Source organism: Bifidobacterium sp. W8112 (genome assembly GCF_016101425.1).
Taxonomy (GTDB): Bacteria; Actinomycetota; Actinomycetes; order Actinomycetales; family Bifidobacteriaceae; genus Bombiscardovia; species Bombiscardovia apousia.
On record NZ_JACFQN010000001.1, the window covers coordinates 974,416 to 996,713 of the forward strand.

Here is a 22,298-nt window from a genome sequence, read left to right on the forward strand (position 1 = left end):
CCTAGGTCAATGACGATGACATCGACTTTCTGACCGGAATGGCCACCATCAAGGCCAGCGAAACCATGAGCAAGGCCGCCAGACTCACTCCGACGACATCCGTCCCGGTGGAGGACAAACCACCGCCCCCGACTGATGCATCACGGCCAGGGTCGTGACGACCATGCCCACTGACATCGGCAGAGATCAGACTGGTGCCTTGTCCCAGACTGCCGCCCTGCATCCCATTTCCGTCCGGTCTGCTGAGGGGAACCAGGGCCTTGATAGCCTCCTGAAGACCCTTCAGTGCCTGATCAACTGCAGCCTGGTCGGCATTGGGATCGTCATAGACAGCCTGTGCCTGCGTTCGAGCCGCAGCGAAAGCCAGCCAGGAACCGGACTCATATTTGCCCTGGTCCAAACCATCGGCCTTCTTCAAGGCAGCTGAAAGACCGGATTTGTCGACCTTGACCACGGAATCAACCACCTTGACCCGGACTTTCACATCAGGGTGGGCGAGCTCTTCATTCGCATCCATGTCCAGCACCGGCAGGCCATCCGCTGCCCAATGGACCCGGCGCACGAAGGTATCCCGCCCGGAATAGTTGCGGTAGCCATCCGTCTTGTTGGCGTATGCGTGGAAGACGTAGATCTGATTGCCGTCCTCATCCTCGCTCCACATGCCATGGCCGGTGCCCAGCTGCCACCTTCCGTTGAAAATGCCTGAATTCTGGATGGGGTAGTTCAGATTGCTCCAACTGGCTGGATCGGTCAGGTCGGTATTGCCTGATCCGTCGGCCACAGCCATGCCGGTGGTGTAGGTCTTGCCGACCGAGGAACCGGAATACATCAGATAGAGCTTGCCCTGGTGCAGGGTTACATTGGGCCCCTCGGCGATTGTGGCGTTCCATGCGTAATCCGGGGCGACGATCCTCACCGGGTCGGTGGTGACGTGAGCAGGGTCGGCAGGATTCATCCTGGCCAAATAGGTGGCGCCCAACTGCTGCCAGACATAATAGGATTGTCCCTTCTGATCCTGGAAGTAGCTCATATCCAAGGACATGCCGACACTTCCATCAGCGGCAAGGGCCAGAGGGCGCCCGTCGGAACGAGTCACGTCTCGCGGCCGCTCCCAGTTGGAAGCGACGGTCGGGTCGAGGTCATGACCTCCGGCATCCTGCTTGAGCTGCATATAAACCGCCTTGCCATTGGTCCACTGGTTTCCGTATCCAGCCATGAACAGGACTGTCAGCCTGCCATTGATCTCGTGAATCTCAGGCGCCCAGAAGCTGTGCATGATCGGCTGCCCCTCTGCATCGAGATCCCCAGCCTTAAGGATGATATGCTCCTTGGCGTTGTACCCGTTGGCATCAATCAACCCGGAATCCTGGCCAGGGGTGTCAGCCAGATCGGCAATGGCATCGGCCATCCGCAGAGGCATATGGGGACTGCCATGCTGCCAGGTGCAGTCCCCTTCAATGTCATTGGTGGCGATCATGAGGTACTTGGTGTCCACCCGTTCGTGGCCGTCCACCTGCCGCTTCCACTGCCACTTGTAGATGGAGGGATCGGCACGCTCCTCGGCGAAAGGAACCTTGTAGGAGGTCTGGCCGATGGTGCCGGCGACCTCATATTCCCCGACTTTGTCCAAGTCAAGATGGGAGGTATCCCAGTCTCTGATGGGCAGCGAACCCGTGGAACCGTCGGAATAGGTCAGTCGAGCGGTTTTCGGCAGCTTCAATCCGTCAGCCGAACTCCCTTTGGTCACGGTGATGTCCTTGAAACCATCCACGCCGGTGTTGGTCAGACGGCCGAATCGGGTTTGCAGGGCCTTGACACGGTCCTGGTCAATAACGATGGACGAACCGTGGCGATAATCATCAATACCTTGAACCTCTGACGCCGGTTGACTGCCGCCGACCGTGGCGAACCGCCCGACATGGACAGGCCCATGCACGGAATCCTTGTCCTTGAGCTCAGCAAAGCTGGTGTACTTGGGCACTCCGTTGTCATCATACCACCCGATCATGGTGGTCTTGGATGCCGTATCGTAGACCCCATAGGGGCTGTTGACCCCGTTGGTTTCGCCCAGGTCAACCAGGCCTGCGGAGTTCGGGCTCTCCTCATAGGCAAGCAAGTCAGCGGACCGGGCAAAGAGCAGGCGGCCAGGACTGTCCGGCACATCCGTCCCCCGATTGGTGCGCACGGAGAGGATCCCGTAGGACCCGTCCCCCATCATGAAAATCGAGGGATCCTTGAGGCTGCGCGCGTAGTCCCTGGTGTTCTGGTTGACGGGCTGCGAGGCGTAGCCCAGCGGGAAGAAGATGCCATAGTTGCCGTTGTAAGGCTGGTACCGCCCCGAAGCTTCGTCCTTGAGGGCCAGATGCATGCTGTGTGCGATATCGCCGTTGTTGGCTGTATCCGCCGAGGTCGCATTACGGTCGTAGGCAAGGAGGGTGCTGGCCTTCGACTTGGGAAGGACCTTCACCTCGAAGTCTTTGACAATGGGGTCGGCAACCCCCGCGGCGGCGATTCTGGCAGTGATCCGTCCAGAGACAGGCTTGTCGCCAGCTATGGAAACCAGTCCCCCATCTTGGATGGAGATGCCGGAAGCGGCCTGAAGCTGCAGGGTCGTATCATCCGGAGCCACAGGAAGCTTGGTGCCCGAGGCGATCAGGGGCGGGATGACGTAACCGTCAGCCGCCTCCTGCAGCCTTTGGGCCTTGGTCTTCGTGCTCGGTTTGACAGTGATGCGGTAGCTCTTGCTGCCGGTCAATCCACGCACTGTGGTGGTAGCCGTCATGGTCACCGTTTGATCCTGAGCGCCGGAGGGCGGCTGGTTGACCATACCCTTATCGGTGATAACCGAAGGATCCGATGAGGACCAGGTTACCGTGCCGCCTGCTGTGGGCAGAGCCAGGTAGTCGCCGTCCACACTCTGGTCATGGAAGCCCAGGGCATCGATGCATCCGTCCACCAGTTCGCTCCTGTGGATGTTGGCGTCGACAGTGCTGATGCTCCTGACCTGTCCAGCGTCCAAGGCCCTGCCGTAGACGCGGAAGTTGGCCACCTGGCCCTTGAAATTCACATCCTTCCAAGGCGAATGACCGATGGTGTTGAGGCTCTGGTCGCCAATGTCGGCAGTGGTGACGGGAACCTTGCCAGAGGCGACCTCCTCGCCATCGACGTAGAGCCTGGCCATGCCGTCCGACCCGTCCAAGGTGGCCGTCACCGACATCCACTGGTCGGCCCGGACCGCGCAGGAGCCCGACTGGACCAGATGCTCGATCCCCTTCGCCTTGATGCCCACCAGGGGCTGGCGTCCGAAGGCGCAGTTGAGGGAACTGAACAGGTATTCCTGGTTGGAGGCGTTGCCGATGTTCCACATGAAGTGGAAGCTCTTGAGCATGTCGGGATCCGCCTTGACCTCCATCTGGACGGTAGCGGAGGACTTGTCTGAAAGCAGATCCGCAGGCAGCCGAACCCAGCTGCCCCCTCCGCTCCACTCCCCACCGGAAAGAACCAGGGATTGATCCTTCCACAGATCGTCTCCCGGGTTCTGCACCTGGGCCTCGCCAAAGGCGCTGCCAGGGGCGGTATTGGCGACCGTGTGCCCGTCCGACGGCTTGCTGGCGAAGGAGTACTCGGCCAGCAAATCGTCGGTGGGCAGGCTCTCAACAGCGCTTGCTGCTGCAGGAATGAAAGCCAACCCGGCCAAGGCGGTCGGAATCGCCATCATCCAGGCGATCATTCTTCCACATCGTTTCACTTCTGCTCATCTCCATCCATAGCTGATGCCGGCCCCTGTCGACGGACTAGGAACCTGCAGACGGCAATGAGAACCAGCCCCAGGCTTGCTGCCAGCAGGAGACCTGGAACCTTCGACAGGTCCACACCTGTGGCGGAGAGGGAGGGGCGGGCCTGTGCATGCGGGTTCACCGTGCCGGATGAATTGCCGGATGATGAAAGCCCCGGTTTCTGGGCGTTGTCCTTGTCGGGCGCAGGCTGGGCGCTGCGAATCTGGGTCAGTTTGACCTGGTAGGTCCTTGTGGTGGCCTTATCCGCTGCTGTGACCTTGATCGTCAGCATCCTTTCAGCTGATCCAGGAGAGTCCAAGGTCAAGGCGACAGTAGCTTGATCATCCGTGGCGAGAGCGGCGATGTCGGCTTCAGCCAGTCCAGGCAGGTCGGCGAGCGCCAGCGTGGCAGTACCCGCCAAGGCCTGCGCCAGGTCCACTGGTTGGCCGGCCACGGTCAGAGACTTGAGGCTGGCGTCATTGGAGAGAACCTTGACCGTGACCTCCACGGGCATCCGAGAAGCATCCGCAGCGATTCCGCTTACCCGGAAGGCTCCGGGGTGGCTGTATGCGGACGGATCCACGGCATCCCAAGCCACCTTCACCTGCTCCTTGCTTCCGTCAGCCTTGGTCAGCTCCACCTTGGCAGGAAGGTTCGGCGTGGGATCCTGACCGACCTTCGTCTCTACAGACATGGCCGGAACCGAGACGACCGCCACATGGGGCGCATAGGCCTCCAGGACCTTCTGATACTGAGCCCTGGTCACTGGCAGGACAGTGCCATGCCGTGGTTTGCCGCCGTCCGTATTGGTCGGGAAGTTGGCCTCGGGCATCTTGTCGCCGATCACCTTCCACTGGTCGGCCTTGGATATATTGTTCGTGGCCATCGGCACATAGTGGTTGGGGCCGCCATGGTAATCGGGCTGATCGGCAAAGAGGTAGTACTGGTATCCGTTGACGTCCCCGTCGTTCGCCCGGAAAAGGGATGGGCCTTCTCCGGCGCTGAAAGTACCGCCGTAGCCGTTGGCCTGCCCGCCGCCGATGCGCTCCCCGACCAGAGACCAGCCGCTGGCATCACTGGATGTGGCAGTGGGATAGGATCCGGCAACCTTGGCCAGAAGATCCTTGGACTTCTCCTGACGCAGCGTCATGGTCTTCTCGTCCTTGTAGACGCGATAGTAGAGGCCGTCCTTCTTCTGCACGGTGGCATCGATGGATCCCGAGCCGGGCTGACCCCTGCGGTCTACATCGATCCAGACCTGGGGCTTGGAGAAGTTGATGAAATCGTCGGTGGTGACATACATCATCCGGTTGTAAGTCAGCGCGGTCCTTTCAGCCGGATCGGTGCCTGGATACAGGTTGGAGGCCCAGTAGACCACGTACTTGCCGATCTCAGCGTCGTAATAGGCCTCAGGCGCCCAAGTATTCCCGGCATAGTCGGTGCTCACCTTGACATGCCGCTCCTGGGACCAGTGGGTCAGATCATCCGACTCCCAGATCTCGATGTATTTGGATCCGTTGGCCTGGGCACCCATGAAACCGCTCAGGCCTCCGGGCGCATTGGGACGTCCGGATATCTTCAAATCGGTGGCCAGCATGTAGAACTTGTCGCCATCCTTGGACCTCATGATGAAGGGATCGCGAAGTCCCTGCTCGCCCTTGCTTGAGGTGAAGAGGGGCGAACCGTTGTTCAGCGTGTTCCAGTCCAAGGCATTGTTGCCCTTGGATGCAGCCAGGCTGATCTTCTCGCCACCGACGCCCTCGCCAGTGAAGAATGCCCAGACATAGGCCTGATCCTTGGAGTTGTCGGCAGGCATGGGCTGCACCTTAAGGGTGAACTCCTTGACCAGCCTGCTGTCACCATGCCTGACCTCCAAACTCAAGACCACGGTTGCAGCCGGCTTGCCAGCGGCGGGACGGTTGACCTTCACAGTCTTGGAAGAGCCGTTGACGCCATCAACGATCACCGCGCCGACCGTTCCAGGATCCTTGACGGACCAGGTGAAGGAGGAACCGTGCTCCCCAACTGTAGGAATGGAGACATTGGTTCGCACATCGTCGGCATTCTCGATGCCCACGGCATCCAGATCAGCCTGCGCCTGCTCCTGATCGCTCAGAAGATGGGGAACCAAAACCTGATAGGCCTTGGTGCGAGTGACCCCGTTCAGGCTGAAAGTGGCCGTCAGGGTCACCTTCGCATCCGGCTGCCCGGAAGCAGGCCTGTTGACAGTGACTGTCCCGTCACCAGCCACTGCCAGGGCCGGTGAATCGGATGCCCAGTCCAGATGCACGCCCGAGAGGTCCGTGGGGAGGGTGAAGTTCTCACTCGCCTGAGCAGGGACTGCTACCGTCGGCATGATCTTCTCCAAGGCCTGGCTGGTATAGAGCCCCTTGACCCCAGCGGAATCCATGGCCTGATCGTAGATGGCGTAATCATCGACCTCGATCCTGCTCTTGGGATCGGGATAGGAGGATTTGCCCAAGTAGGCGACCAGATCCCCGTAATTGCCGAGGCCACCTTGAGGTATGGAGTAGGTGGAAGAACCCAGCGGAGCGCCATTGAGATAGGAGCTCATCTTTCCTGTGGAGCCGCTGATGACCGTGGTGTACAAGGCCATGTCGTCAGTGGATTTGGAGCCTGATGAGGGAGCCCCGGTGGATCCTGGACCCACTTCGGTGCCCCATGGGGATTTGTTGGGCTGATTGGCGGTGGCCGTGGTCATTACCGCCTTGACCCGCCCCGCAGGGTTGGATGGGTTGAGCAGGAAATACCCTTTGGCGGTATCTGCGTTCCCTATGTAGGCCGCTGAAGTGTTCATGGAGCCGGAATTATTCTTCAGCCAGATCGAAACGGTAAGGTCCTGCTTATCCTTCAAGGCACTGGTAGGAATGACTACGTCCTGGGTGCCGGTCAGCACGAGGCGGCCGTCCTTGACGGAAGCATCGCCTTCCAGAGTGGCGTCACTGTGACCGTCAGAGCCCTCGTTGGCTATGGTCCGGCCGCTGGGGGCAACGTCGAAGGAGTAATGGATCAGCGGTTTCTCTGTCTCCTCACCCGATGCGACAAGGGGCAGCAGCGACCCCGATGCCAGTGTTGCACACCCTAGGAGCAGCCCCAGGGCTTTCTTTCCATGTCCGTTCATTAACGGGCCTCTTCCTGTGTAATGCCACCACATCATTGCGGTGGCTCTTGAATGCTCCCGGAACAGCTGGCTCCAGGAGCCTCTTGTCTTGGACTGCCGACGCCGGCCGTTCCTCGAAAAACCCATAGGGACAGCCGGCCAGAGCAGTCAGTGCCTGGATGCCGACCTATACCGGGCCGATCGCAACCAGCAGATTGCCAGGACTGCGCATGCGAGCGCAGCCAAGGCAATGACGCCAACGGATGCACCTGTTCGAGAAAGCCCCGGATCCGGTGAAACCGACCCAGCACCTCCTGCCTTGGCTTGCTCAATGGGAGATGTCTGGGAGAGGTGGGTATCCGACGTGCCAGGCACGCCAATGTCTGCAGCCTTGGCGACAAGCCCGGTCACCTTGGTGGAGGATGGCTTGACCAGTTTGTCGGTGTACCCCAGATAATCGACTCTGATATCTCCGGAGACCTCATCCGGCACAGTCAGCGTCGCCTTCCCATCGGCCCCCAGTTTCACATCGGTCGTCCAGGACTGACTCAGCCTTGATGCCGGACTTTGCGTGATGCTCACGGTGCCAGCCACATCGCCCTGGTCTTCGGCCTTGACGGTCACGCTCAGCTTGCGGCTGTCCGAGGCATAATCAGCCTGGGTTGTGGAGGCGACCGGTTCCAGATGCGAGGGGTTGGCTGTGGTGTACCTATGCATGGCTTCCAGAACATTCCGAGGCACGGCAACGAAAGCCCCATGCCTCTTCGGGGTGGGCATGCCGTCATCCGTGACATACCCGGTGACGCCCTTGCCCGGCTTCTTCTGAGTAAACCATCCCGGCGTCTGCGAAAGCCTGTGGGACCAGTCGGTGCGGCTCAGATCCGTCTTGCTGGTCATAAAGGGTTGATATCCACCGGAATCAGCCATGATGACCATGGCGTCACCGGCTTCGTTCTGGTTGACGTCATCCTTGTTCAGAGCTATGGATTCCGGTCCCTCAAAGGGGAGCAGCCGTTGGTCGAGCAACCGCCAGGTGCGCGTCTCATCAGCATCAGGGTCCGAGCTTGCCGTGGCGCAGGTCAGGCACTTCGAGCGTTCCAGGAAGGTGGACTTGCCATCCACCACGTAGGATCCTGCGGCACCGTTCTCTTCGTTTTTGGTCATTCGGTAGTAGTAGCTGCCGATTTTGAAAACCGTGGAGTCAATGCGCGAGTATCCGGTGTCCTGCCAGTCCTTGGCGGGGGTGAAGGTTTTGAAGTCCCGGGTGATGGCATAGCGCACGATGTTGTACGGGGAACCCTTCTTCCCGGTGACGGCTGTCGAGCGTGAGCCGTCGGTATAGGCCCGTGAGGAGAAGAAGACCACATAGGCGTTCAGCGCGTCATCCCAGAATGCCTCAGGAGCCCAGGTCATCCCCTGGTTGGGGGAGTTGACGACGATGCCTGCATCCGAACCGTCATCGGCGTTGGTCCGCGTCCAATTGACCATGTCCTTGGATTTCCAGGCTTCGATCTTCAGCGAGCCATATTGCTGGTTCTGGCCCCAGCCCTGGCGCGAGACCTTCAGATCGGTGGCGATCATATAGTATTCGTCGCCATCATGCGAGCGCAGCACGTATGGATCGCGCAAGCCGGTGGTGTCTGTCTTGGAAGTGATGACGGGGTCGCCATTGTTGATGGGGCTGAAGGAGAAGAAGTCATTGCGCTCGGTGGAGGTCGCCGATTCATAGAGGGCCTCGCCGATCTTTCCTCCGGTCTTGTCAGCGTCAGAGAGAAAAGTGACCGCGGCGTACCCGACATTGGGCGCAGACCTCGGCTTCTCCTTGACCACGACATCGACGCTGCGCGATACAGTGCGCCCATTGCCCGTCTTGGCGGTGGCCGTCAGGCTGACCTTCTTGGCATCACCCTGCCCATAAGAGGGTCGGGTGACGATGCCGGCGCCCCGATAGGGGTCGGATGCCCCATTGGCCGGTGCCTGGTAATTGCTGTCCGTCGGAGTGATGCGACCAGGGTCGGAAGAAGTCCAGGTGACGTCAACATCATATCTGGGTCCCTTGGCCAGCAAAGGCAGGTTCCCTGTCGCCTGAGAGGGAACCCCGGCGATCAGAGCATCCACATCATCTTGGGCAGCCGTTTCCGGATCCAAGGGTTTGACGGTTACGTCGACTGAACTGACCAGTCCGCCAGCCCGGCTGGTGGCGGTGATGGTGCTGGTTCCAGCCTTCACAGCCTTGACCTTGCCCTTGGCATCGACTGTAGCTGCAGAGGGATTGGACGAGGCCCAGCTCACCTCCTTGCTGATGGCACTCTCAGGCGTGGTTGTTGCGGTCAGCTGCCGCTCATCATTCTCCATCAAGGCCAGGGATCCGTTCACCAGGCCGGTTCCGGTCACGGTTAGCCCAGTCGGCATGACCAGATCGGCCCCCTTGTAGATCTTCAGGTCATCAATGGCGCCATTCCAGTACGCATCGCCCTGATAGAAGGATTTGCCGATGAAGGTGGTGGAACCCCCCAGATCAGAGAGCTTGATACCGGTCTTGGTCTTGATTCCCACCAACTTGTTGTCCCTGAGCAGGGCCATGGAATCATCCTTGATGATGATTCGGAAGTCATGCCAGATTCCGTCATTGTCGTCGAGCTGCTCCTTGAAGGAGGGCTCATTGTGCCAGCCATTGTCCGCAACAGCCAATTTGGCGCTGGTTTTGCTCAGATAGAAGAAAAGGTAATGTGAGGCATCCTTGCCGATAGCCAGCGAGAAATAATTGCCATCGTCAGCATGCCTCGACTTGGCAGCGAAGTCGATGGTCGCCTCGTTGCCTATTGACCCGAAGATTTCCGAAGGCAGCTCAGCATATTGAACGTTTTTTGAAGCATCTGACTGACCGTTCTGCAGATTCAGCGCCTCGTTTCCGTTTCGGTCTCCGAAGGCCCCGATGGATGCCCCGCCGTGAAGAGTCATGGCATAGCCATTGACTGAATCCGACAAGTTTCCCTGACTAAAGTCATAGGAGGCAACCGGGGTCAGCGAGCTGGCTTCCTGCCCTTTTGTCTCAGGCCGCTCAAGGGCGTATGCCGTACCTCCTGCGAAGGACAGCAACATCGGCAGGGTCGCAATGACCGACACCAATGCTTTCATTTTTTTCATGCGCTCCACCACCTTTGGCTCATCGGGATATCGCAATCCCGCCTGCGGTGTCATGCCGACTGCGGCTTGGCTTCGATGACTGCCCTGAGTCGGCACGACAAGTATTCATAGATGGGTCATGACCCATAATTGATCATCACGTCAGCACCTATGCCAAAATCCATTCTGACATCTGCTATCAGCCGCTGTCCCTGAAAAGGATAACGATTCAATAACAATAGATTCTCAGCATTGGCAGGAACGAATAACGGGCATCTCATTACCGTACGGATTGACGAACCATGCAGCCCAGGCTCAACGCTGAACCCTGATGCCTCAAATAAGAAAAAAAAAAATCGCCGCAGACCAGATTCGCATCGAATACTGGTCTGCGGCGATGCCAAGGAAATGGCAGCTGATGCTCAGAACCTAGAGGTCACTGCACCTGGGAACGGGCGATCTTGCCGGTGAAGGACTGGGCCTCGTCGGCATCCTTGACGTCCTTGTTCCAAGAGAACATGGCGCGCAGCTTGGGACCGACCTCCTCGATCTTCTCGTGGGAGTACTTCTCCTGGAGCTCCTTGAACTTGGGGGCGCCGGCATCCTGGTCGTCAATGAACTCCTTGGCGAAGGAGCCGTCCTGAATGCGCTGCAGCTGGTGACGCATCCTGTCCTTGGTGGACTCGTCCACCACGGTGGAGGTGAAATCGCCGTACTGGGCGGTGTCGGAGCAGGACCAACGGGCCTTGTTCAGACCACCCTCGTTCATCAGGTCGACCAGCATCTTGAGCTCGTGGCAGACCTCGAAGTAGGCGATCTCCGGCTGGTAGCCAGCCTCGGTCAGCACCTCGAAGCCAGCCTCAACCAGGTGGTTGACGCCGCCCATGAGCACATCCTGCTCGCCGAAGAGGTCGGTCTCGGTCTCTTCCTTGAAGGTGGTCTTGATGGCGCCGGCGCGCAGAGCGCCCAGAGCCTTGGCATAGGCCAGGGTGATGTCCCAGGCGTCGCCGCGCGGATCCTGCTCCACGGCCACGACCACGGGCACGCCACGGCCAGCGACATACTCACGACGGACGATATGGCCCGGGCCCTTGGGGGCCACCATGAAGACCGGGTGGTCAGCGCTGGGCTTGATGTAGCCGTAATGGATGTTGAACCCGTGGGCGAAGGCGACTGCCGCACCCTCCTTGATGTTGGGCTCGATGTCATCCCGCCAGATGTTGCGCTGGTACTGGTCGGGGGCCAGGATCATAACGATGTCGGCCTCTTTGGTGGCCTCGGGCACGGTCTTGACCTCCAGACCCTGCTCCTTGGCGAAGGGCACCGACTTGGAGTTGGCGCGCAGGCCGACCACAACGTCCACACCGGAATCACGCAGGTTCAGCGCATGAGCATGTCCCTGAGAACCGTAGCCGATGATGGCCACCTTCTTGCCATCCAGAACCGAAAGGTCCCCATCCTTCTCATACCAGATCTGTGCTGCCATTATCTACACTCCTTTATGTGCGGTTACAACCGCTTCACGCATAATTGTTCTACGACTTGATTCCAGTCAGTGGATGCTATTCATCGATCCCAACGCAGGATTTTGTCCGTCTGCCGAAATCGAACTGCCTGATGCACCTTCTGTGCATTCAACCATACTCGTGACATGGCTGGCATAAGTTCCACGACTCATTGTTCGGACGAAAAGCGGCTATCAGCCGCTCCGATACGCGTCATCTCCTTTCCGACAATCAATTGGTCAACATTCACGACACGAACAGGTATGGCCTCATCAGCTAACTTGAATCTCGCCATCGGCAGGATGTTGAATCTTATTGTCGGAAAATCGCGATTACGGATCCTGCCTACGCTGACAGGATCCGAGTCTGCGTCGAATCAGCTCATCAGCGAAGACGAGCTAATAATTCGCAGCAATACCAAGAAGCAATTGAACTGTGCAGTCATCGCTGAAAGCCTCCTCTCCATTTGTTTCGCATCAATCAGCTCCCCGCAGGAGCCAAGTACTGGCACCATATCGCCATTACAGAGCGGAGCGCCGGACGGGTTCACAATATGGACTATTCACTTTCGCTTGCGAGCAATTGGACAAAATGACGCACAATTTTCCGCACTACTTTTGACCATCAAGCAACTCCGGACCAGCTGGGAATACGCCTACCTTGAAGCCGCTCTGACATAACGTGACGAAAAATCAATCTCAGCCCCCCCCCCATGCCAGGAAAAGGGCTAAAAGGATTACTCGCCCAGATCTGTCAACAAATCACGACATAGGTGCGAACCCTGAGCATCCGACCAGACCAAGGTGGCGAGAGAGGGATCGTCGCCTGACGATTGGGGGTTGACACTTCTGCCGTTTTTCCCTACTGTCTCCGTCCGGTCACGCAGAGCCGGGAAGGTGCCGACAGCGGCGGATGGGCAGAAGATCAGTTCAGCCTTACTGGTCTTCCCCTGCCAGACAAGATGAAGCACGCTACGCGCCGCATCGATTTGATAAGAGAATGTGCCATTGAAGGCATCCAGCTTATTGCGCAATCGACAGAGAGCGTTCAAGGAGCGAACGACCGGCCTAGTCAGATTCCGCTTAATCTCCTCTTCGGTGTAATAGTGCCTATTGATATCTCGTCCATTGCGGGTTCTCGCTAGCAGATCCATGTCATTGGCGCCGGCCAGCGCCCCGACATAATAAACCTGAGGCACCCCCGGAAGGAAGAGCTGAACGGCTCTTGCAGCCAGGTAGGCCCTGTCATGGCAAGCCAATGCCGAGTAATAGGTCGTATTGATTTGATACAGGTCCAGGTTGCTGGCAGCAGCTCCAGTAGCAGCTTCCGATTGGCCGTGAGTGTTACAGTGAATTATCCGGACCAGTTGGTCCACGGCCGCATCATCCACGAGCCCTTTCAGGGAACGGTCCATCTGGTCAGCGCCGATATCTATCACTCCGATCCCATCATGGGTGTCCAGGACAGTGACCGCATTGATTGGTCTGACCTCGATCCAATGGACCAGTGCCGCAATATCTCCGGTGAAGATCGAATGCAGCAGCAGAGGCGGCAGGGCGAAATCGTAAACCCTGTCGACTTTAGAGGCTATATCAATCTGCTTGCGATAATTGGAGTGGACCTCAATCAAAGTCTCCAAACCCCGAGTGGCAGCTTCCTGCTTGATACGAGTGATGAGGTTGAAAGTCTTGGGCGTCATAAAACAACTGGTGCCCGCCTGCTTGGCTCCGTATCCGACGGCGTCCAAACGGATGTAGCTGACATTGCTGGCCGCCAAACGATCAAGTATAGATGTCAGATACGCCCATCCCTGGGACGAATCGGTATCGATGTCAACTTGCTGTGGAGTAAAAGTAGTCCAGACCAGCCGGGTTTCACCTGCCCAGGTATAGTGGGTGAAAGGCAGGCCCGGGCGCGGCCGATATATGCGTGCCAGATCTTCTTCGTCAGCCCCATCAGGAAAGACTGAAGACATGGTCAAGAACATCGAATAATACGGGCTCGCCTTCCCCTTGGCCATGACCTCCCGGAACTGCTCGGACTTCGAGGACATGTGATTGACAATAGCGTCAACCATAATTTTGTGCGATCGGCTCAGCTCCGCTATATCGTCCCAAGTGCCTAGCCTTGGATCCACCTGACGATGGTCAATGGGATCGAAGCCTGCATCAGTACCATCGTAGGGGGTGAAAAAGGGCAGGATGTGGACTCCCTGATACACGCCGTCAAAATACGTACGCAACACTCTGGTCAAGGAGGCCAGGGTATCGCCTCCAAACCTGTTTGCATATGTAATGAGTTGAACCTTGTTGTCCATCCGTCCTCCTGAGCTCGGCAACCAACAGTGTTACCTAATCGTTTAGATAAGCCTAATATAGTATGCAGTGAGTACTTTGCATCTCTGCTCCGGAAACGATCGTTGATTCTGGGACGAAGGTGGAAATAATATGCTTGCCATTTTCGCTCGGACTACTGGAGGATTCATGAGCAGACAAGCCACAATCAAGGATGTGGCTCGGGAAGCGGGCGTGTCGACCTTCACAGTATCCAAAGCCCTGCGTAATCAGCCTCATGTCGCCCCTGAAACCCGCAAAAGGGTGTTGAGGGCTGCGGCCAGGCTCAATTACTCAGCGTCGAAATCAGCTGCCGCACTGGTCAGTGGAAAGACCAAAAGAGTCGCCCTGCTGATAGGAGAACAGATAACCGGTTGGTTCAATGGGAACATTCAGGAAGGCGTCTATGATGTGCTGAGCACCCATGGCTACGATCTGCTCATCTACCGAGCCGGAACAAGTGAGGAGCGCGCCGCTTTCTTCAGGAATCTTCCCGCCAAGCGCAACGCCGATGCCATTATCGTGGTCTCTTTCACTCTGGCGCAAAAGGAGACCAAGGCCCTTCAAGAATTGGACATGCCCATCGTCGCGATCCACTCAGGTGCCACATCGTTCAGTCAGGGATCCATCCGTATAGACGATTGCGAATCCGAAATTGAAGCAGTGCAACACTTGGCATCACTGGGCCATACAAGGTTCTGCTTTCTCGACAGATTCAACCCTTTGCCTGAGTACTCCTGGGGCGCCAACCAGCGCATTATCGGTTACAAGAAAGCCATCGACCGCTACCACTTGGTAGACTGCGGAGTACTCACCATGGATCCGGACAGGGAGCATCCTGCCAGGACAGCAGCGGATCGGATCGCCTCCATGACACCAGCCCCCACGGCCATCTGCGCCTGGTCTGACGATTGCGCCTTGGCTCTTCTGTCTGAACTGCGCCAGGCTGAGATCAGGGTGCCCGACGTCGTCTCGATCATGGGATTCGACTCCTCGGATGTGGCCGCTCTGGCCGGCTTGTCTTCAGTAGCCCAGCCGGCCAGAGACATAGGAGCCGAGGCCGCCAGAAAGGCCCTGCAGCTCATCAACGGCTCACCCTTAACCGAACCGCACACACAGGTCAAGACTCATATCATCGACAGAGCCACCACCGGTCCGGCTCCTAGGGACGAGGGACGTTGAGCATACCTGTCCTGGCGACCTGACCCAGCCAAGTCAAAGAAGGCTTGGGAGTTCGCTTGAATGTCTTGCGGTCCACGCTGATAAGACCAAATGTTGGATCGTATGAACCCCACTCATAGTTGTCGAGCAATGACCAGTGAAGATAACCCAAAACATCAATCCCCAGGTCCATGGCTTTCTTGAGACCCAAAAGAGCATCGTGAGTGTAGTCGATCCTGCGGGCATCACTATCAGTGGCCAGACCATTCTCAGTCACGAAGACCGGAACGCCGCCAGTCAGATTCCAGGCAGTCTGCACGCCAATGCCTAAGGCGGGAGGAAAGTATTCCCACCCGTTCTTAGTCTTTTCAGCTTCTGCAGGGACCGGCAGCGGTCCATGTTTGCCGATGAATGTACGCAGATAGGCCTGCACACCGACCCAGTCATCTCCGGCCGCATGCTCGAAGAAGAAAGTCTCGCGCCAATAGGCGTAATCGCTCGTTTCCTGCTCACAGCCCGGCATGGCGTGAAAGGCCTGAGCAGCAACTGACCAGCCCACACGTTTGGATTTGTCCTGTCTGAGCAGAGCAGAAGCCTGAAGATGGGCCTGCAGAATGATACGCGCTATCTTCTCGCTCGGCTCCGGAAGGGAGGAAGCGGCCATATCCTCTCCGGTCTCCCCTCCCTGAGTCATGGCCACCATGTTGGGCTCATTGATAGTGCAGATCCAGGTGACTCCATCCAAGATCGGAAGAACAAAACGAACGTAACGAACAAATAGGTCCGGCGCGGAGGGATTGCTCCAACCACCCTTGGCAGCAAACCACCTTGGAACGGTGAAGTGGTGAAGGGTCACCATGGGCTCCACGCCATGCGCCCTGCAAGATTCGATCATCCGGGCATAGTGCATCAGCTCAGCTTGGGAGAAGCAACCCTCCTCCGGCTCAATCCGAGCCCACTCAATGGAGAATCGGTACATCTGCAAACCCGAATTTGCCAATAGTGATATATCTTCATCATACCGATGGTAGCTATCGCAGGCATCTCCTGACGGCTCTTTGATGTCAGTCCCATCAGCATGCTCGCGAACCCACCAATTACTGTTGATATTGTTTCCCTCGACCTGATGAGCGGCCGTGGAAGCCCCCCAGATAAAGTCATCTGGAAATTGCAAGGCACCTGTCATAGGCTGCTTCCCTCTCTGTATCTGTAACTGGTAATTGATGTTTACTTGATGCCGCTCATGGTCACACCTTGTATGAAGTATTTCTGAAGGAAGACGAACAGCAGCAGGATAGGCGTGACCACAAGGACGGCTCCAGCCAGCAGAACACTGTAGTTGGTCGCATTTTGCCCCGTGGAATACAGAGACAGAGCAACGGGCAAGGTGTACATTTTGTTGGACTGGGCAGCAACCAAGGGCCATAGGAAGTTGTTCCAAGAAGATAGGAAAGTCAAGACGGCAAGCGTGGCCAAAGGCGGCTTGCACTGCGGCAAAACTATCTGGAAGAAGATCCGCAACTCACCCGCTCCGTCTATCCGACCAGCTTCCAAGAGGGCATCAGGGATACTCTGCATGAACTGACGCATCAGGAACACACCAATGGGTTGAGTCAGGAAAGGCAGAATGAGCGCGAAATAGCTATTGAGCATATGCAGGTTCGAAATGATCACGAACAAAGGTATAAAAGTAGCGACACTTGGTACCATCAGCGTAACCATGACCAGCAGGAAGAGCACGTTCTTGCCTGCGAAGTCGATCTTCGCCAGCGCATACCCGACCATGGAGCAAAAGACCAGGTTACCCAGCATCGTCACCACGGCCACTACAAGACTGTTAATAAAATAGTTGCCGAAATGAAGCTGAGTAAACCACTGCGTGAAATTGCCCAGGGTTGGGTTTTTAGGCAAGAGTGTAGGCGGTACTGCCATAATTTCACGCTGAGTCTTGAGCGACCCCAGAACCATCCAGAAGAAGGGAAAGACCCAGATTATGCCGACCAGAGAAAGAACTACATAGGTAATGCCATGGGCCTTTCGAAATCTCGTCCATAGACTCGGTTTGTTCTCTGATATTTCCGGCGACATCGTTACTGCAGCGGTTGACATATTCCCCTCCTAATCCTCAGACTTGAGAATTCTGAACTGGAGCAGACTCACCAAGGCGATGATGGCGAAGAGCACATAGCTTGCCGCCGACGACATACCATACTGCCCGAATCCAAACTTTTCATAGATGTAATAGGAAGCCGAAAGGGTTGAATCCAAAGGACCTCCCTGGGTCATGACAAAGGATTCTTCAAAGAACTGCAGGTAAAGCACCGATTGCAGGACGGCGCCAAGAAGAAGAGTGGGCCGGAGCAGAGGAAGGGTGATGCTGCGAAACTTGCGCCATTCCGATGCGCCATCCATCTCTGCGGCTTCGAGAACCTCTTCAGGTATGGCCTGCAGACCAGCTAAAAAGATGATCATCAGGGTGCCCATGTTCCGCCATAGGGTCATGACCATCAAGGCCGGCAGGGCCGTCCTGGTATCATGCAGCCAGTCAGGGCCCTGGACTCCGATAATTGCAAGAAGGGTGTTTAGCAGACCATCTTTTTGCAGGATGTAGCGCCACACCACTGAGACTGCCACAGTGCTTGCAACCACGGGAGCATAGAACAAGGCACGGAAGAAAGCGTTGACATGCTTGAGCCCCTTATTGAGCGCAACTGCGAAGGCTAGGGCAACAACCATGGTCAGCGGAAGCCCGACAACCACGAATATGCCTGTAGTCCCTAGGGAATGCAAATACCTGGGGTCCCGGAACAACTTAAAGTAATTGCTCAGCCCCATGAAGTTGACGTTAAAGGGTGTTTGGATATCCCTGGCAGTGATGTCAGTAAACGACATCACCAGCGAAGTAGCCAAAGGAATCAGCATAAATATAGCAAAGACAATCACGAACGGCAGCGAGAACCCCCAGGCGACCAGAGTCCTTCTGCGGCGAGCGAGTCTCATCGACGACCCGCTCACCTTCATGGATCGTCTTCGTTCTGCACGGATACGCGACGAAGAATTCATAGCAGAGCTACATTCCTGTCCCTATGGAGTCAGCCTGTTGCTGCAACTCCTTAAGACCATCCTCGACGGATACGGTTCCCCTGTTCATTTTCTCATAGATGGTATCTGCGGTTTTGCCCATCTCGCCCCATGTGAAGGTGACTGGCATGGAGTGAACATGCTTGAGCTGCTCTTCGAATGCCTGCAGCTTGGCATTACCTGCAAGTTCCTTGTCTTTCCATGCTTTGCCTGAGGCGGGAAGATCGGCAGTAGCCTTATACCAATCAACCTGGGTCTGCGGCTGTGCAAACCACTGGATGAACTTCCAGGCTGACTGCTTGTTCTTCGATGTTTTGAAAACCGCCCAATTGCAACCCCCGACAAAAGAGGTTGACGACTTCTTGGCAGGCACCACAGCAGTGGCGTACTTGTCTGCGAAGCCTGGCCCGCCAAGCTCCTCAATCTGACCAGCAGCCGTTGGGCCCTCGATCATCATCGGTGTTGCACCTGAGACGAACTGTTGCATGTTGGAACCTGGGGTAACATCAGCATTCACATCCGCTAGCCCATCCTTGAAAAGGCTGGTCGTGTACTTCAGAGCGTCTTTCAACTCGGGAGTGTCGAAGGTATAAGCCTTATTGTCCTTGCTGACAAACTGGGCCCCATCCGAGAAGGCAAAAGGCGACATGCCTTGGAAGCTGTCAGTCCCTGTAGGGAACATGAAGAATCCGTACTTCACTCCATCGGCCTTCTTCAAATCGCTGGACATAGCCTTGAGCTCATCCCAGCTCTTTGGGGCATGATCCCAGCCTGCCTGTTTGGCAATGTCGGTACGGTAATACAGCACTCGGGTGTCAACATACATGGGCACTCCAAGCTGAGTCTTGCCGACCTTGCCACTGGCCTTAAGCCCGGCATTCAGATCGCTCATGTCAAGGTCAGCCGGCACCGCGGACAATGCTTTTGAGTAGGTAGCCATGTCAGTGTTGCCCATCATGGCTACATCCGGACCAGTACCTGCTGCTATGGCCGTTTGGAACTTGTCCTTGTAACTGGACCAAGGAATGGAAGTGACGGATATCTTTACATCGGGATTCTGCTGCTCGAACTTCTTTACGAAGCTGTTCATCTTCTCACCCTCGTTGCCCATGGCCCAAATGGTCAATTGACCACTGGCCTTGGAGTCACCGATATGAGATACTGCCGTGTTGTCCTTTTCTGCTCCAGAATCAGCTGTACGGCCACATGCAGCCAAGGAAACCATAGCAGCAATGCTCGTTATTCCGGCTACCACCATCGTCAACCGCGATCTCATCTGAACCTCCTTGCTCAGGTAGCTAAACGCTTAGATAGCTTGTTCAGTATAAACGATTAGGCATTACTATGTCAATCAAGACCAGGGTGGATCGCAGAAAAGATGGCGGCCTCTTAAGGCCGCCATCTTGTTGAGATTCCCATGAATCTTACAGGAGAAAACGAAAACTACTTGGTGAAGTCCACATCCTTGGTTTCGTGGCAGGTCAGCACTGCCACCAGGCAGCAGACCGCCATAACGGCCAGGTAGAGCCCGACCGAGCGCACTCCCCAATGGGAGGAGAGCCAGGTAGCGATGGTAGGCACGAAGGCCGCGCCCACGATGGCCGCCAAGTTATAACCGATACCGGAACCCGAGTAGCGCACGTTGGCGTCAAAGAGCTCCGGCAGGAAAGCGCCGATGGGCCCGAAGGCAATGCCCATCAGGGCGAACCCGACGCAGAGGAAGACCATGACCTGGAAGGTGTTGTGATGGGCCATGAGCAGGTAGGGGAAGACCAGGCTGAAGACCACCAGCATGACGGAGCTGCCGATCAGCACCCGGCGACGGCCGATGCGGTCCGCATAGACGCAAGCCAGCACGATGAAAAGGGCGAAGACCAGGATGGAGACCATGAGCATGAGCAAGTACTCCTGGTTGGTGAAGCCCAGTCCGCCGCCGCCCTGGGATTTGGGCTTGGTACCGTAGGCCAGGGACCAAGTAGCCAGGGTATAGAAGAGGGTGTAGGTGACCGCGACCAGGAAGGTGGCCTGGAGCACCTGGCGCCAGCTCTTGCGGAAGACCTCCAACAGCGGGGTCTTGACGACCTTCTGCTGATCCAGGGCCATCTGGAAGATAGGGGTCTCCTGCATGGAGACGCGCACGGCCAGTCCTACGACCACCAGGATGGCGGAGAGCAGGAAGGGCACACGCCAGCCCCAGCTCAGCATCTGCTCGGGGGTGCAGAACATCTCCAACAGGAAGTAGGTCCCATTGGCCAGGAAGAAGCCGATGGGGGCGCCCAGTTCAGGGAAGGAGCCGTAGAGCGCCCTCTTGCCCTCCGGGGCGTTCTCGGTGGCCACCAAGGCCGCGCCAGACCACTCGCCGCCCAGGCCGATACCTTGCACGAACCGGCAGAGGCAGAGGACCACCACAGCCCAGAGTCCCCATGTGGCATAGGTGGGCAGGACGCCGATCAGAACTGTGGAACAGCCCATGGTCAGCAGCGAGACCACGAGCGTGGTCTTGCGTCCCTGACGGTCCCCGAAGTGTCCGAAGATCAAGGATCCCAGTGGCCGCGCAATGAAAGCGATGGCGAAGGTCAGCAGGGAGGCCAGGAGGGCCACAGTCGGATCTGTCTTCGGGAAGAAAAGCTTGGGGAAATAGTTGGCCGAAGCCGTCCCGTAAGCGTAGAAATCGTAGAACTCGATGGCCGTGCCGACCATGGAGGCCCCGATGACTGTGCGGACCGAGCTACGAGAGACTGCTGGTCTACTCGCCGCGCTCGGACTCTCCACTTCGTTTGTGTGTTTCTCCATCACCATCATCTCTTTCTCTCCAGCCGATTTCTTTAACTGTCTAACCGGCATTTATGAAAAGATCCCGACATGAGCAGGATCCGGTGAGATGAAGTTGATCTACTTAGCGGCCCTGCCTTCCGGCGGGGTCGCGCAATCCGAAGATCGACGAATCAGTCCGCCTGCGAAGACGGGCTAATAATTCGAACTGACAGGGCACTAACACTTGCCGTACTATACTTCCACGTCATCGCAGCGAACCTCCTTCCATCGTCTTCCAGCAGATGAAACCACCATCCGCAATGTCTCTGACCATAAATCCGACTACCTGAATTGGTGCCTGATAGTCCAATATGCGAAACGGCAGATTCATCGCGACGCTATAGGATGACTATCTAAGTTGGTGAACACCTCACCAGGAAATGCGGATGAGACGATGAACCGTCGATCCGAACGAAGCACAGCGCAGGAATAATCCACATGAAGCGCCAGAACCGACGGATCCATCAGGAATAGAGCCGTCGCCAGTCCATCCGCAACTGCAACGGGAAAAGAGCCAGAACCAACAAGCGTCCATGTAGCAAGAACCTGCCGCACGGGCGTACCGTCAATTGCATTGAGAATATGGTGGAGACTGATAAGACCAGCTTCACCATCCCTTTCGTAGCGAGAGGTCCAATGCCTGCGACTGGGAGCCGAAGCACACAAAGCACCCGATGACAGCGAGACGACACCCACCGCATTTGCTTGATCATCGGGATCCTCCATGGCAACAGTGATCGGAATTGACGTCTGCACCCCCATGTCGCCCCCCGCATCGATCACATACTCGCCAGCATCCGCCAAGAAGGCGCCCAACAGATCAACTAGAAACCCCTTGCCTATCGCCCCGAAGTCCAGGTGGATCGGACCTGCCGTTATCAAGGTCGCTCCGTTTCGCCGAACATCATGAGCCCAGGTTGGACGACCATGTATGCGCCCCAATTTTCCCAAAGCGCCTGCCTGCATAACGAAACTCATATCCGGACCGTAACCAAGTGCCACCAGGTCAGCACCCACGGCAGGGTCAAGCCGCCCCTCAGTCAAGGCATAAAACCGGTCATACAATTCAAAAAGAGGACAGCAGTACGAAGGAAAAACAAATTCTCCGCCATTATCAGCCTTTGCCATGGAAGCGAGCAACGAATCGCTACGGAATCGGGAAAGCGCCGACTCATAATCCTCTATCAGATCCGCCATTCTCTTATGAAGCTCGGCTGGCACCAGTTTTGCCGTATTGATGATGATTCCTGTACCCAGGGCCTGGGGAAAGCTCAGAACATATGGCAGAGATTCCAGACCGCCCAAGGAACCAGAACCATGGTCTGCAGAAGACAAAGCATGTGCCATACAGCGATTCTATTCTCCAGCGCTCTTCCTTCGC

Annotated in this window: 12 protein-coding genes; 1 reads left to right on the plus strand and 11 read right to left on the minus strand. The window is 56.9% G+C overall.

The window, feature by feature from the left end:
* Position 1 precedes the first annotated feature (1 nt).
* From H3T92_RS04040 to gtfA, 5 genes are all read right to left on the minus strand, one after another.
* Positions 2–3,715 carry a family 43 glycosylhydrolase gene (locus tag H3T92_RS04040; RefSeq protein WP_232350336.1) on the minus strand — a complete coding sequence of 1,238 codons (3,714 nt, stop codon included), beginning with the start codon at positions 3,713–3,715 and terminating at the stop codon, positions 2–4.
* A gap of 29 nt (positions 3,716–3,744) precedes the next feature.
* A complete protein-coding gene (locus H3T92_RS04045) occupies positions 3,745–6,918 on the minus strand; it encodes an immunoglobulin-like domain-containing protein (RefSeq protein ID WP_198189388.1) in 3,174 nt (1,057 codons plus the stop codon).
* A gap of 147 nt (positions 6,919–7,065) precedes the next feature.
* Positions 7,066–10,044, minus strand: coding sequence for an Ig-like domain-containing protein (locus H3T92_RS04050; RefSeq protein ID WP_232341852.1), 2,979 nt, complete (start codon positions 10,042–10,044; stop codon positions 7,066–7,068).
* Between the two features lie 415 nt (positions 10,045–10,459).
* On the minus strand, positions 10,460–11,509 hold the full coding sequence (gene ilvC / locus H3T92_RS04055) for a ketol-acid reductoisomerase (protein ID WP_015022635.1): 1,050 nt from the start codon (positions 11,507–11,509) through the stop codon (positions 10,460–10,462).
* 755 nt (positions 11,510–12,264) lie between these two features.
* Positions 12,265–13,845 (minus strand): sucrose phosphorylase, encoded by a 1,581-nt coding sequence (gtfA, locus tag H3T92_RS04060; protein WP_121914894.1) that lies wholly within the window; start codon positions 13,843–13,845, stop codon positions 12,265–12,267.
* A 166-nt stretch (positions 13,846–14,011) separates the two neighbouring features.
* Between gtfA and H3T92_RS04065 the strand changes: the two genes are divergently transcribed.
* A complete protein-coding gene (locus H3T92_RS04065; RefSeq protein WP_183129802.1) occupies positions 14,012–15,043 on the plus strand; it encodes a LacI family DNA-binding transcriptional regulator in 1,032 nt (343 codons plus the stop codon).
* Here H3T92_RS04065 and H3T92_RS04070 read toward each other — a convergent pair.
* From H3T92_RS04070 to H3T92_RS04095, 6 genes are all read right to left on the minus strand, one after another.
* Positions 15,024–16,208, minus strand: coding sequence for a glycoside hydrolase family 1 protein (locus H3T92_RS04070; protein WP_121914892.1), 1,185 nt, complete (start codon positions 16,206–16,208; stop codon positions 15,024–15,026). The two genes, H3T92_RS04065 and H3T92_RS04070, sit on opposite strands and share 20 nt — an antisense overlap.
* A 41-nt stretch (positions 16,209–16,249) precedes the next feature.
* Positions 16,250–17,131, minus strand: coding sequence for a carbohydrate ABC transporter permease (locus tag H3T92_RS04075; protein WP_181414967.1), 882 nt, complete (start codon positions 17,129–17,131; stop codon positions 16,250–16,252).
* A 9-nt stretch (positions 17,132–17,140) separates the two neighbouring features.
* The gene (locus H3T92_RS04080; protein WP_232341853.1) at positions 17,141–18,022 is read right to left on the minus strand and encodes a carbohydrate ABC transporter permease; all 882 of its coding nucleotides are present in this window, start codon (positions 18,020–18,022) and stop codon (positions 17,141–17,143) included.
* Positions 18,023–18,092: 70 nt separating this feature from the next.
* Entirely contained in the window at positions 18,093–19,379 is a 1,287-nt protein-coding gene (locus tag H3T92_RS04085; protein ID WP_121914890.1) for an extracellular solute-binding protein, read from the minus strand.
* 167 nt (positions 19,380–19,546) lie between these two features.
* Positions 19,547–20,896 (minus strand): MFS transporter, encoded by a 1,350-nt coding sequence (locus H3T92_RS04090; RefSeq protein WP_181414968.1) that lies wholly within the window; start codon positions 20,894–20,896, stop codon positions 19,547–19,549.
* Positions 20,897–21,244: 348 nt separating this feature from the next.
* A complete protein-coding gene (locus H3T92_RS04095) occupies positions 21,245–22,264 on the minus strand; it encodes an FAD:protein FMN transferase (protein WP_121914889.1) in 1,020 nt (339 codons plus the stop codon).
* Positions 22,265–22,298: the final 34 nt, after the last annotated feature.

Excerpts from the sequence above, each read along its gene's own strand:
- H3T92_RS04040 (WP_232350336.1), bottom strand. The coding sequence starts at position 3,715 with ATGGCGATTCCGACCGCCTTGGCCGGGTTGGCTTTCATTCCTGCAGCA.
- H3T92_RS04045 (WP_198189388.1), bottom strand. The coding sequence starts at position 6,918 with ATGAACGGACATGGAAAGAAAGCCCTGGGGCTGCTCCTAGGGTGTGCA.
- H3T92_RS04050 (WP_232341852.1), bottom strand. The coding sequence starts at position 10,044 with ATGAAAAAAATGAAAGCATTGGTGTCGGTCATTGCGACCCTGCCGATG.
- ilvC (WP_015022635.1), bottom strand. The coding sequence starts at position 11,509 with ATGGCAGCACAGATCTGGTATGAGAAGGATGGGGACCTTTCGGTTCTG.
- gtfA (WP_121914894.1), bottom strand. The coding sequence starts at position 13,845 with ATGGACAACAAGGTTCAACTCATTACATATGCAAACAGGTTTGGAGGC.
- H3T92_RS04065 (WP_183129802.1), top strand. The coding sequence starts at position 14,012 with ATGAGCAGACAAGCCACAATCAAGGATGTGGCTCGGGAAGCGGGCGTG.
- H3T92_RS04070 (WP_121914892.1), bottom strand. The coding sequence starts at position 16,208 with ATGACAGGTGCCTTGCAATTTCCAGATGACTTTATCTGGGGGGCTTCC.
- H3T92_RS04075 (WP_181414967.1), bottom strand. The coding sequence starts at position 17,131 with ATGTCAACCGCTGCAGTAACGATGTCGCCGGAAATATCAGAGAACAAA.
- H3T92_RS04080 (WP_232341853.1), bottom strand. The coding sequence starts at position 18,022 with ATGAGACTCGCTCGCCGCAGAAGGACTCTGGTCGCCTGGGGGTTCTCG.
- H3T92_RS04085 (WP_121914890.1), bottom strand. The coding sequence starts at position 19,379 with ATGAGATCGCGGTTGACGATGGTGGTAGCCGGAATAACGAGCATTGCT.
- H3T92_RS04090 (WP_181414968.1), bottom strand. The coding sequence starts at position 20,896 with ATGGAGAAACACACAAACGAAGTGGAGAGTCCGAGCGCGGCGAGTAGA.
- H3T92_RS04095 (WP_121914889.1), bottom strand. The coding sequence starts at position 22,264 with ATGGCACATGCTTTGTCTTCTGCAGACCATGGTTCTGGTTCCTTGGGC.